This is a genomic window from Fundidesulfovibrio sp. (assembly GCF_058402725.1).
Map to the genome: position 1 here is coordinate 63,316 of NZ_JBZVFJ010000002.1, position 11,927 is coordinate 75,242.

The window sequence follows — 11,927 nt, forward strand, 5'->3', positions numbered from 1 at the left end:
CTGGAATGAAACCTTGACCGGGGGGCGTCGCGCGGCTATGAGGACTTTTCGCGGAGAGGTGGCCGAGCTGGCCGAAGGCGCTCCCCTGCTAAGGGAGTATACTGGCAAAACCGGTATCGCGGGTTCAAATCCCGCCCTCTCCGCCATATCGCACAGCACAAGGCTTCCCAGCCTTCAGGCCCCGGCGGGTGGAATCGAAACCCCGGCCGGGGCTTCTTCATTTGTACCGTCCGCTTGTACTTTCACCTCTGATTTGATGACCGCACCCAGCGTTGCCACGTCCGCCGCCCTCTAATAGTTGAAGCCTAAGGATTCGCAAAAAGCGCAGGAAAAGCGTTTCCGCTGAGACAAGCGAAACTCGCAGGCACACCGGGCCTGTGGGCCAAAGGGCGGTTCTGCTCCATGCGGATGATTTTCTCCCGCAACAACTCGATCTCCATGGCCTGCTCGCCGATCTTCGACTGGAGACGTTCCACTTCGACGCTTTCCCTGACAGGACGGGGCTTCAGGCCGGATTCACCGCCCTCAAGGAATGTGTCGCGCCACGCGCTGAGTTCCGCCGCCGTGACGCCAAGCTCCCGGCTGACAAGCTCAAGGTCCTCACCGCGAAGAAGCCTGAGAACGACCTGCGCCTTGTGCTTGGCCCAATACCGCTTCCGACACGTCGACTCGCTGCTCATCTGACACCTCCAGGACGTCCGTTCCATGCGTCCAAGTGGGTGTCCAAGAAAACGCTAGGGCAATCCAACACCACCGATTCTACTCCATTTGGCTTGCAAACCCAGCCAATTGAGTTATTGATAGGGTACGATGCTACTTCCAGTCCTACGAACAGACCCGCGCACCGAGGAGGAAACGAAATTGTCCCATGATCTGGAACATGATCGCAGGGGATTCCTCAAGTTGGCTGCCCTTGCAGGTGTGGCAACAGCACTAACCGGAGTACCATTAGCCGCCTACGTTGCCGCCCCCGCCTTGGAGAAGGCCGTGGGACGCTGGTTCGACTTCGGGCCTGCCAAGGATCTCAAGCCTGGTCGCATGAGCAGGCTTTCCTATGAATTCATGATGAAGGACGGGTGGCTCGTGTTGCCCCAGAGAGGATTTGTCTGGGCGGTGAACAGGGAGAATACCTTCACTGTATTTTCGTCAACGTGCACCCATCTTGCCTGCAACGTCTCCTGGAAAGAAAGCGAGAACGTCTTCGATTGCCCTTGCCATTCGGGAAAATTCAATTCGGATGGGTATCCCATCGCTGGGCCTCCCACCAAACCTCTGGCTCGTCTGGAGCACAAGGTCGAAAACGGAGTCCTAATGGTGTTTCTGATCGCCTAACGAAGCTAAACCCGTTACCAAGGAGATAGCCAATGGACGCAGACATCCCCAAGGTTCACTTCCGATTCTCAATTCTGTGTCTGGCCCTGATTGCGATCGCGCTGATCGTTGCTCCTGGCCAGGCCTTGGCCGCAGAGGCCAAGGTTCTGACCGTGGCAAAGGTCGACAAGGCTCCGGCCAACCTGAACGACCCAATATGGAGCAAAGCCAAGGAACTGGTCATCCCCTTCGAAGGCAAGGAGATCTTTGCCGGTAAAAAGGCAGAGGTCACGACCAAGGCGCTCTATGCTGGAGACAGAATCTTCTTCCTGTTCAACTGGAAAGACTCCGCAAAAAGCGTGACCAAGGAAGCCTGGAAATACGACGGAAGCCAGTGGATACATCAGAAAGGCAACGAGGACCGCATATCAATATTGTTTGAAATCGACCGCATAACAAACTTCGCCACAAAGGGATGCGCTGTCCTTTGTCACGTCCCTGAAGGCAAGACTGCCAAGGACGGGAAATTCGGGACCGCTGCCGCGACCGGCAAGGGCGACCTCTGGCACTGGAAAGCAGCTCGAAGCGCGCCCTATGGGTTTGCGGACGACACTTGGTTGACGGCTATCAGCGAAAAGAAAGGTGGCAGGGAGAATGATAAGGGTGCGGGCGGCGACAAGAAAAACATGACCGACGACAAGACCAAGCCCAAGTTCATGCTCGCCCCTGGCAAGAGTCTGACTGCTGACGGCATACTGCTCTCTGAAAATGCTGTGGAGATCACAGACTATTCAACCTTCAAAGCTGGCGACGTCCTCACCTTTAACATGCCGTTCAAGCCCGAAGGTTCCAGAGCGGACATCTCCGCTGAAAGCATCTGGAAGGACGGAAGCTGGACAGTCATGCTGTCCCGCAAGCTCGACACCGGAAATGAAGACGACACGCCCTTCAACACAAAAAAACAATACAGCTTCGCCATGGCCCTGTTTGACGACTCCGGGGACCAGGATTCCTACGATTCCGATGTGTTGACCTTGAAGTTCGACTAAACCCGGCAAGGCCTGGGAGCAAAACGTGAGCAAAACGCAAACGCCTCGCATACAGGCCTTGCTTGAACTGCTGGCATTGGACGAGCTTGGGACCCGGATCAGTGAAAGCCGGGTCCCGAGCGACTCCTTGAACGCGTCAAGATTCCTCGGATCGCTTGCGCTTGTCCTGGTCGTCCTGCTCTTCATCAGCGGGGCGTTTCTGACGTTTTACTATTCGCCATACCCCGGCGCAGCCTACGACTCCGTGGACTACTCCCAGTTCAAGATGCCTTTCGGAGGAATTCTGCGCGGAGTACACTACTGGTCCTGGAACATCCTGTTGTGCGTCATGATCCTGCACATGGGCAAAGTCTTCCTGAACGGAGCCTACAAGGGCGACGGGCGGATGACCTGGGTCACCGGCGCAACGCTCCTGCTCGTCTTACCTGCCTTCCTGATCACCGGCGACCTGCTCCCCTGGGACCAGAAAGCCTACTGGACCACCAAAGTTCGTGAAGGCATCATCGGCTCCGTTCCGATGGCAGGTGATTTCATTCTGCATCTTCTTGAGGGAGGGCCACGCACTGGCATTGTGGCCCTGACGCGCTTCTACGTGTTGCACATCCTTTTCGTACCCGCACTGTTCTGTTTCCTCCTGGCTGCTCATCTCCACTTTCTCTCCAAAAAAGGACTATCAGAACCACTTCACGGCACGAAAGATCGACGCATGGTTCATTTTGCCCCTACCATCGTTAGCCGTTGGCTGATGCTGTTCATCGTCACCACTGCCACGTTGGGAGCGATCTCTCAGCACTGGTCCGCCCCCCTGGGAGCCCCGGCCGACCCAACGGATGCGGGGTACGTGCCCGCTCCGGAGTGGTGGGTCCTGTTTCTCAACCAGTTGGTGACCATCTTCAGGGGGCCTTTCTCTGTCGTGGGAACGGTGGTCATCCCAGGTGGGCTGTCAATTTTTATATTGACCCTACCTTTTCTCGACAAATCTCCTGAACGATCCTTGCGAAAGCGTAAAGGCATAATGCTTGCCATGGCCTTCATTGTTGCAGCGCTTCTCACCCTATCTATAATGGGGTATATGGAGCATTCCCCTGGATTGCCCTAGGGTTTTCTTGGACACCAACTTGGACGTATGGAACCAGACCTTTAAGGAGACCTACAACACCCCTTGGAGGGTCGGACGGCACGGCTACAGGACGCCCCAGCAGTACAGGGAGAATCTCCTCTCAACTCTTGGCAGGGCGGCTTGAATTAGTCGGGAAAATGTCCAAGAAACCCTGGACCGCTACGCTGCCCTAAATTGCTGCAAAAAGCGCAGGGAAAAGCATTTCCGCTGAAGCAAGTGACACCTGTAGATATACCGGTCCCTTGGGCGTGTCCGAAACCAGAATCCCATCAGCTAGCAACGCCGCAAGCATATCGCGGGCAGTGCGTTCCTTGAGTCCGGTAATCATCGGGACTTCCCCTCTGGCAACCTGGCCGCGCAATACCACCTGCTCCAGGAATCGGAAGGCCTCGGGCCTGAAGCCTTTCACCCGCACATAACCATCAAGCCGTCCCTGGAAGGCTTCGAGTTCGAACATCCCTGTCATGAAAGTGATCTGGTCGATGCAGACATCCAGGAACCAGTCGATGAACTCGCAGAGCGCCGCAAGAGAGAGATTTCCCCTGCCGTCCAAATCACCCCGACGTGGCGAGTCGGCAAGGTCCATCATCCGCCTGTAGTCGCCCCGACTCGTAAGGCCTCTTGCAAGACCACGGGAGACTGACCAGAGTCCGTGCGCTCCGATACCTGCCTGAAGCGCCATCCCGTGGCTCATGAGCCTGCTCACTCTGCCGTTTCCATCCACAAAGGGGTGTATGTAGTTCAAACGGTGATGCGCTGCGGCCATGGCCGCGATCCTGCCGCCCTGCCCCATGGATTCGAAGCGGTAACGCCGGGCAAAGTGCTCCATGAAAACAGGGATGACTGCGCTGGATGGCGGAAGGTGTCTGCCCACGGAGACCTCTTCCTCTTGCGTCTTGCGCATCTCACCGGGCACCACTCGTAGTGTTCGCCCAGCACCTTCGGTGATGAGCATTTCTTCAGAGGCGTCTTTGTAGAACTCGCGATGCAACCAGCACAAGAATTCCGTCGATGCCGGTTCAGGAAACTCTCCGAGTGCATGAAGTCGATCGATCTCTGCCTGAAGCCTAATGTGCGCCCGCGCCTCGAACTGGAGATTACGCCGGTCGGAAGTCTCCGCGAACTGGCCTTGCAGGGCGCTTTCGATCTCACGCGGGGTAGTGTTGTGGCCTTCGATGAGATTGGAGTAGTAGCAGTTCATGATCCGGACGAGTCCGGCCAGGCTTGCTCCGGTCCGTGGATGGAACCGCTCCTCAAGGTGCTTGGCGGCAGAGACCAGCGCAGCGACGCGATCGAGCGTCCTCTGCGAGAATGACTCCGGCAGGCAGGGTTCGATTCGGCCTAATGTTTCCACGCTCGCCCTCGTTGCCGATGATGAATAGTTGCTATCTACCTTACTTCATATGATGAATGTCTTCTGTTGGCAACACATTTGCCGATCATGCTTGCCGATGCTTTTCTTTGGTTAAAGTGCTTAAATATAGCAATTAATTTTCTGGTTCGGTTCGTTGTGTGCCGGTTGGCCGAGAAGACTGGCTACATTACGGCCATTTCGTGGCGTGCCGCACGGGCCAAGAAGGCGGATCTTGAAAGTCCGCGCCCCTTGGCTGCACGATCAATCTCTTCGAGAGTCCCGACCGGAAATGATACGTTCACACGAACGGTGCGCTGGTCCATGAAGCCCAGGTCCACGTTGACCATGGCCCAAACGGCATCCTTGTAGACGGGATCATCCTTGTGAGCCTCCAGGCCTTTCGGTGACGGTTTTTGGGCGGTGCCTTCAAGCAACAGTTCCACCGCCTCCTGGACGTTCCCAAGGGCTTCTTCCAGGGTATCTCCAGCCGTGTTGCATCCCGGCACGTCTGGAAGCGTCACTCCGTAAGCCTTGCCCTCTTCGATGAAAATGGCAGCGGGGAAGTACATGTGTCCCTCCTATTTTATGAGAGCGTCTTTGCGAAGAATCTTGTTCACGAGTCCTGCCCCCAGGTCTTTTTTGGGGTGAGGCACAATTGTCATGCGACCATCGGCGTGGCGGTACTTGTGGTGGCTGCCACGAATGCTCACCAGTTCGAAGCCAGCCTCTTCGAGCATCTTGATTAGCTCCGCGCTGTTCACCACCCTAGATACACATCAGGGTGTGTATGGTCAAGGGGGCGAGGAGTAGTGCCTCAGGAGCCGATAGTGACCTCATTGGCTCGTGAACCCAACCAATGGACAACGAATTGGATGGACAAATAATCGGAAGCAAGGCGAAGAGGGGTTCTCCAGCCGACCTGTCCCTTGTCGTGGGAAAAGGGTCTGATTCTGGGCTTTCCCGCTTGTACTCCCGTTTGTACTATTGGCAGCCATTTGTACCGAACCGGACCCTCCGAGTACCTGGGCTGAACGCAGGACGCCGCGAGAACAGTAAGTTGGCAGGGTCTCCAGCAGGCGCTCACCCCTCTGCCAAGGGAGTATACAGGCATAACCGGTATCGCGGGTTCAAATCCCGCCCTCTCCGCCAGTTTCGAGACATTAACCCCGGTCGCCCATGCGGCCGGGGTATTTCGCGTTCCATCACCAGCCGACCATCGCCCCAAAGCATTGCATCGTGCATTCACACCTCCAGAAATCATACCTTGACGGACTACCTGCCCGCAAAGGCCCTACGGGTTGACAATATTTTCCGGTCTATGCTATAGTGTCATATTGAACGCGTCATCCATCAAACACCGTGGACAATGCAACGCGTTTACAACCACCCTCACATCATCCCGAAAACTACACCCGCGTTATCCAGACATTTTTTCATCAAACAAGGCCGCGTGCCGCTGTTCGCAACGCGAAGCGAACCAGTTCCTGCGGGCTCTTTCTACATGACGAATTCAAAGAGATAGACCTTCATGAACAACATGAAAAGGAGAACGTCTCATGCCTTTGCAGTGCCTGTTGTCCGTGTTGTGTGCCCTGTTTTGCGCTGCCGTGGACGTAAAAGCGCAAGGTGATGACCTCTTCAGCCAGACTTTCTTGCTTGCGGAAAACACGCCCGCTGCCGATGAGGGCCAATCGGGAGTCCCTCTGCCCCGGCTTCAGGGCGGGCAACAGACCAATCTCAGCCTGCTTTATGTGCAACAAGCCCAGGCGCTGTCCCGACAGACGGAAATCGCCAACAAATCGATTGAAATCGACAGCCTCATCCAACGGTATCCGGAGCTGGACCTGGACGGATCGTTCAACCAGTTCCTGGTCGCGCGGCTCGGCCCCAAGGCAGACGGCTCGTCCTACACCCCTGCCGATCTTTCCGGCTCCGGACTGAGCCAGGACGACGTGAACACCCTCTTCAACCAGACCAAAGCCACCGTTTCGGAACGCTATCCCGAAACGCCCACCCGGCTGGGCATGCTGATCGACCAATATCCCGACCTGAACCTGGACGAATCCCTCAACAAATCCATCTCCTCGCGGGTTGGGCCCAAGAGCGACGGCACGCTCTACACGGCAAGCGACCTGGCCAAAATGGGGTTCGCCCAACAGGATCTCGACGTCATCTTCAACGAAACCAACTGCATTGTCGTCGACTATCTCAACCCGAAGAGCCCCCCCGCCTCGCAGACCACATCCACCACGACTTCCACATCCACAACGTCCTCCACGACGGCCAGCGCACCACCCGCGGCCGCAGCCCCCGCGGCGCCCGCGGCCATCTCGGTCACAAATGTTGATCTGGCCTCAGCCTCTGACAGCGGCCCAAGCGACACGGACAACTACACCTCCGCCACATCCGTGAACCTCAGCTGGACCGCAAGCAGCGCCCTTGGGGCGGGACAGTCCTTCGACATCAGCATGAATAACGGCACGTCGTGGGTCATGCTCGGCAGCAGCGCCAGCACGACAGCCTCCTTAAGCGTGGGGACCAACGACATCAAAGTGCGGGTCCGCAACGGCGACGGGACGTTCGGCCCGGCATCCAGCGTCCTGTCGGTGGTGCTCGACACCACTGCCCCTACAGGCCTCGCGTGGCACGGGACGACGCCCAACACGAAACTCGTGCAATACAACGGATTGCTGCTCAAGGTCAGCGAACCGATCGGTGCCTACTCCCTCTTCTCCTCCTCCAACGGCGGCGCAATCACCAACACCTCGCTGACGGGGGGCGGTCGGCTCCAGTTCGACTGGCTCACGCCAAACGCCGGGGGAACCCAGTTCAGGCTGGTCGGCGAGGATGTGGCAGGCAACGATTTCGACTTGACCCTGAACACCGCACTTCCCAATTGACGCGTTCAGCAGGAGAATCGAAACCAGCCTCCGCGCAACGGACCCCGACCGGGAAACCGGCCGGGGTTCTTCGCGTTCAGGCTCCGGACGCTCCAGGCTGCCAATAAGCCTTCCGAAAACCGCGCCGCCTCTGGCCCGCACCCGGGGATACCCGCCCCTGACAGCCCGTTGTAATAGTCGTTTCTGGCAGCCTGCTCGAATCACTCGCTAGCAGGACGCAAGGTAAAGCCAAGGCCGGAGCGTCTTTATCATACGTGAGTGTTTGGTTGCTTCCCAGCGATGCAGCCCGCGAGAAATTGTAAACTGGCTGCCAGAGCCCCGCCGCATCCCCCTGCGTCACAATCCGCCAAAACCCCGCCAGCCCGCGCGGATTGGCCATCGCTTGCGCTTTGCCCCGGGAAATGTCACCGGTTCGTCACATTGTCACCATGGCCCCGTCACCGGGCCGTGATGGGTAGCGGCCACCGGAGGTTGCGGCAATGACCAAAGACACCGTGCTCATCGTCGAAGACGACGAGGACATTCTCCAACTCCTCGAATACAATTTCCAGTCCGCCGGGTTCGAGGTTTCCACGGCCCGCGACGGCCTGGACGCCCTGGCGAAAATCAGACGCAGGACCCCGGACCTCGTGCTCCTGGACATCATGCTCCCGGGCGCGGACGGCTTCGAGGTCTGCAAGACCATCAAACGCGACCCCAAGACCGCCCAGACGCCCGTGATCATGCTCACGGCGCGCGGCGAGGAGGTGGACCGCATCGTGGGCCTGGAACTGGGCGCGGACGACTACGTGGTGAAGCCCTTCAGCCCCCGCGAGCTGATCCTGCGCGCCCGGGCCGTGCTCAAGCGCCTGGCCCCCGAGGCCGCGCCCAAGCAGGTGCTGCGCCGCGACGGGCTCGACGTGGACCTGGACGCCCACAGGGCAACCTCCCACGGGGAGGAGCTGCTGCTCACGGCCACGGAGTTCAAGCTCCTGGCCGAACTCTTCAAGAGCCAGGGCCGCGTGCAGACCCGCGACCAGCTCCTGAACACCGTCTGGGGCTACGAGTTCGAGGGCTACGCCCGCACGGTGGACACCCACGTGCGCCGCCTGCGCCAGAAGCTCGGCCCCCACGCCGCCCTCATCGAGACCGTGCGCGGCGTGGGCTACCGCTTCAAACAATAAGGACACGCATGTTCGGCTTCGGAGCGCGCATCTTCCTCTCCCACCTGACGGCCTGCAGCGTGGCCCTGCTCACGCTGGCCGCCGCCCCCGCAGGAGCGGCCGGGGCCGGGCTGGCCGTAGGCGCGGGGCTGGCAGCCTCGGCCCTGCTCGGCTGGCTGGCCGCCCGCCGCCAGGCCCGCTTCGTGCGCCAGTGCGCCGAGGTGCTCCAGGCCGTGGGCGACGGCGACCACGGCCGCAGGCTCTGGCCCGAGCCGGGCCAGGCCCTGGAAGAACTGGCCCAGGGCGTCAACGCCATGGCCGACGGCATCGAGGGCCAGATCCGCGCCCTGGAGGCCGAAAAGCTGCGCATGCAGACCATCCTGGAGGGCATGCGCGAGGGGCTCATGGTCCTGGGCGAGGACGGGCGCATCCTGCTGGCCAACAAGGCCCTGGAGTCGCTCTTCCCGAAGGCCGCAGGCGCCGTGGGCAAGCGCCCCATCGAGGTGCTGGCCTGCCCCGAACTCCAGACCGCCGCCGACACCGTGCTCCATTGGCAGGACCCGGAACGCCCCGCCGTGGTCTCGGTGCAGATCGAGCCCGGCCAGGAGCGCTTCCTGGACGTGAGCCTCGTGCGCCCGAGCCCCCCCCAGGCCGGGCTGGGCGCGGTGCTCGTCTTCCACGACCTCACCGAGTTCAAGCGTCTGGACAAGGTGCGCCGCGACTTCGTGGCCAACGTCTCCCACGAGTTGCGCACGCCGCTCACCTCCATCAAGGGCTACGCCGAGACGCTCCTGGCCGAGAAGCCCTTCCGCGAGGGCCAGCCCAGGCGCTTCCTGGACGTGATCCTGAAAAACGCCAACCACATGTCGCGCATGGTGGACGAACTCCTGGGCCTGGCCCGCATCGAGAACGACCGCCAGCCCGCCGTGAAATCCCCCGTGCGCGCGGCCGACTGCCTGCGCGCCGCCCTGCGCGAGTGCGCCGCGCTCTCGGCGGAGCGGCGCGTGGCCGTGGAGAGCCAGCTGCCGCAAGACGGCCCCGTGGTGCTGGCCGACCCGGGCAGGCTCACCCAGGTGCTGCGCAATCTCGTGGAGAACGCCGTTAAATACGGCCCCGAGGGGTCCACCGTCACCGTATCGCATCATCCCGGCGACACGGGCGTCATCTTCCGGGTGGAGGATGACGGCCCGGGCGTGCCCGAGGCCGAGCGCCTGCGCGTTTTCGAGCGCTTCTACCGGGTGGACAGGCCCCGTATCAAGGGCGAAGGCGGCACCGGACTGGGGCTGGCCATCGCCAAGCACATCGTGGAGCGCCACGGCGGACGCATCTGGGCCGAGCAGGCCAGGCCCCCCAGGACCGGCGCGGCCTTCTGCTTCAGCCTGCCCGAAGCCCCGTAATCCCTGACCACAAGGAAACCCCACATGGCAACGCCGCCCAAAATGTCCGCCAGGAACCTGGACTTCTACTACGGGGACTTCAAGGCCCTGCACTCCGTGAGCATGGACATCGCCGCCAATCAGGTGACCGCGCTCATCGGCCCCTCCGGCTGCGGCAAGTCCACCTTCCTGCGCTGTTTGAACCGCATGAACGACCTGATCGACATCGCCCGCGTGGAGGGCGAACTGACCCTCGACGGTCAGGACATCTACAAGACCGGCATGGACGTGGTGGAACTGCGCCGCCGCGTGGGAATGGTCTTCCAGAAGCCCAACCCCTTCCCCAAGACCATCTTCGAGAACGTGGCCTACGGGCTGCGCGTCAACGGCATCTCGGACAACGCCTTCATCGCCCGGCAGGTGGAGAAGAGCCTCAAGCAGGCCGCTCTCTGGACCGAGGTGAAGGACCGCCTGCACACCAACGCCCTGGGCCTCTCGGGCGGACAGCAGCAGCGCCTGTGCATCGCGCGGGCCCTGGCCGTGGAGCCCGAGATCATGCTCATGGACGAGCCCGCCTCGGCCCTGGACCCCATCGCCACCCAGAAGATCGAGGAGCTCATCCACGAGCTCAAGGCCGACCTGACCATCATCATCGTCACCCACTCCATGCAGCAGGCCGCCCGCGTCTCCGACACCACGGCCTTCTTCTACATGGGCAAGCTCATCGAAATGGATCAGACGGAAACCATCTTCACCCGTCCGGCCAACAAGCAGACCGAAGACTACATCACCGGCCGGTTCGGCTAGGAGGCGACCATGGACCCGCGTTTTCAAAAGGAACTGGAACAGCTCAAGGTCAAGGTCCTCCAGATGGCGGCCTACACCGACCGCGCCCTGGAACGCGCGCTGAACGCCGTGCTCGGGCGCGACACCGACCTGGCCCGCGTGGTCATCGACTCCGACCGCGAGATCAACGCCATGGAGTGCGAGGTGGACAACCTCTGCCTGCGCCTGCTCGCCTTGGACCAGCCCGTGGCCATGGACCTGCGCTTCATCGTGGCCTCCATGCGCCTCGTGGTGGACCTCGAACGCATCGGAGACGAGGCCGTGAACATCGCCGAACAGGCCATCCTGCTGGCCCAGGCCCCCACCGGACCCGCCATCCCGGAACTGGGCGCCCTGAGCGCCCAGGTGTCGGGCATGTTCCGCACCGCCGTGAACTCCTTCCGCGAGCAGGACATCGAGCTGGCCCGCCAGGTCTGCGCCGCCGACTCCCTGGCCGACGACCTCAACGTCAAGGTTCTCAAGGGCTGCATGGAGCTGGAATCCGCCGAGTGCGGCATGGCCGGGCTCGACCGCGCCATCCGCACCGTGATGGTGGCCCGCTCCATGGAGCGCGTGGGCGACCTCTCCACCAACATCGCGGAGGCCTCCATCTTCGTGGTCAAGGGCGTCTCCATCAAGCACCACTGCCAGCCCTTCTAGCGTCGCGGGGGGGCCCGAACACTCCCGATGGAAGATAAACCCCCCTTTCTTTCCCTCCCCCTGTTCTCCCTTCCCCCTCCCCCCCCCAAAATCACGGGAAAACTTCACGTTTGCCTTGAACAATCCAGTCTTAGTGCATTCGTCCGGAAACCCCTCTGACCCTTGAAGATGCCCCGAGGATCGTGGGGCG

Annotated in this window: 12 protein-coding genes and 1 tRNA gene; 9 read left to right on the forward strand and 4 right to left on the reverse strand. The window is 60.7% G+C overall.

Annotated elements, in window-relative coordinates:
• Window positions 1-52 precede the first annotated feature (52 nt).
• Window positions 53-146 (forward strand) — tRNA-Ser (locus tag ACV4UX_RS00745).
• A 159-nt stretch (window positions 147-305) separates the two neighbouring features.
• Here the strand turns inward: ACV4UX_RS00745 and ACV4UX_RS00750 are convergent.
• Window positions 306-680, reverse strand: coding sequence for a transposase (locus ACV4UX_RS00750; protein ID WP_491591428.1), 375 nt, complete (start codon window positions 678-680; stop codon window positions 306-308).
• A gap of 181 nt (window positions 681-861) precedes the next feature.
• Between ACV4UX_RS00750 and ACV4UX_RS00755 the strand changes: the two genes are divergently transcribed.
• The 3 genes from ACV4UX_RS00755 to ACV4UX_RS00765 are packed head-to-tail and all read left to right on the forward strand — an operon-like array spanning window position 862 to window position 3,459.
• Window positions 862-1,332, forward strand: coding sequence for a QcrA and Rieske domain-containing protein (locus ACV4UX_RS00755; protein ID WP_491591429.1), 471 nt, complete (start codon window positions 862-864; stop codon window positions 1,330-1,332).
• Window positions 1,333-1,364: 32 nt separating this feature from the next.
• Window positions 1,365-2,360 carry an ethylbenzene dehydrogenase-related protein gene (locus ACV4UX_RS00760; RefSeq protein ID WP_491591430.1) on the forward strand — a complete coding sequence of 332 codons (996 nt, stop codon included), beginning with the start codon at window positions 1,365-1,367 and terminating at the stop codon, window positions 2,358-2,360.
• A 25-nt stretch (window positions 2,361-2,385) separates the two neighbouring features.
• The gene (locus ACV4UX_RS00765; RefSeq protein WP_491591431.1) at window positions 2,386-3,459 is read left to right on the forward strand and encodes a cytochrome b; all 1,074 of its coding nucleotides are present in this window, start codon (window positions 2,386-2,388) and stop codon (window positions 3,457-3,459) included.
• A gap of 190 nt (window positions 3,460-3,649) precedes the next feature.
• Here the strand turns inward: ACV4UX_RS00765 and ACV4UX_RS00770 are convergent, their stop codons facing one another.
• The 3 genes from ACV4UX_RS00770 to ACV4UX_RS00780 all read right to left on the reverse strand — a co-directional run bounded on the left by ACV4UX_RS00770 (window position 3,650) and on the right by ACV4UX_RS00780 (window position 5,595).
• Complete coding sequence (locus tag ACV4UX_RS00770; RefSeq protein ID WP_491591432.1) at window positions 3,650-4,681, reverse strand: Fic family protein; 1,032 nt, start codon at window positions 4,679-4,681, stop codon at window positions 3,650-3,652.
• Between the two features lie 335 nt (window positions 4,682-5,016).
• Window positions 5,017-5,403 (reverse strand): type II toxin-antitoxin system HicB family antitoxin, encoded by a 387-nt coding sequence (locus ACV4UX_RS00775; protein WP_491591433.1) that lies wholly within the window; start codon window positions 5,401-5,403, stop codon window positions 5,017-5,019.
• Between the two features lie 9 nt (window positions 5,404-5,412).
• The gene (locus ACV4UX_RS00780; RefSeq protein ID WP_491591434.1) at window positions 5,413-5,595 is read right to left on the reverse strand and encodes a type II toxin-antitoxin system HicA family toxin; all 183 of its coding nucleotides are present in this window, start codon (window positions 5,593-5,595) and stop codon (window positions 5,413-5,415) included.
• A 795-nt stretch (window positions 5,596-6,390) separates the two neighbouring features.
• On the opposite strand from ACV4UX_RS00780, the gene ACV4UX_RS00785 reads away from it, so the two are divergent.
• From ACV4UX_RS00785 to phoU, 5 genes are all read left to right on the forward strand, one after another.
• Entirely contained in the window at window positions 6,391-7,734 is a 1,344-nt protein-coding gene (locus ACV4UX_RS00785) for a hypothetical protein (RefSeq protein WP_491591435.1), read from the forward strand.
• A 479-nt stretch (window positions 7,735-8,213) separates the two neighbouring features.
• Window positions 8,214-8,897 (forward strand): response regulator, encoded by a 684-nt coding sequence (locus tag ACV4UX_RS00790; protein ID WP_491591436.1) that lies wholly within the window; start codon window positions 8,214-8,216, stop codon window positions 8,895-8,897.
• A gap of 8 nt (window positions 8,898-8,905) precedes the next feature.
• A complete protein-coding gene (locus ACV4UX_RS00795) occupies window positions 8,906-10,273 on the forward strand; it encodes a HAMP domain-containing sensor histidine kinase (protein ID WP_491591437.1) in 1,368 nt (455 codons plus the stop codon).
• A gap of 24 nt (window positions 10,274-10,297) precedes the next feature.
• Complete coding sequence (pstB, locus tag ACV4UX_RS00800) at window positions 10,298-11,059, forward strand: phosphate ABC transporter ATP-binding protein PstB (RefSeq protein WP_491591438.1); 762 nt, start codon at window positions 10,298-10,300, stop codon at window positions 11,057-11,059.
• Window positions 11,060-11,068: 9 nt separating this feature from the next.
• On the forward strand, window positions 11,069-11,737 hold the full coding sequence (gene phoU, locus ACV4UX_RS00805) for a phosphate signaling complex protein PhoU (RefSeq protein ID WP_491591439.1): 669 nt from the start codon (window positions 11,069-11,071) through the stop codon (window positions 11,735-11,737).
• Window positions 11,738-11,927 lie beyond the last annotated feature (190 nt).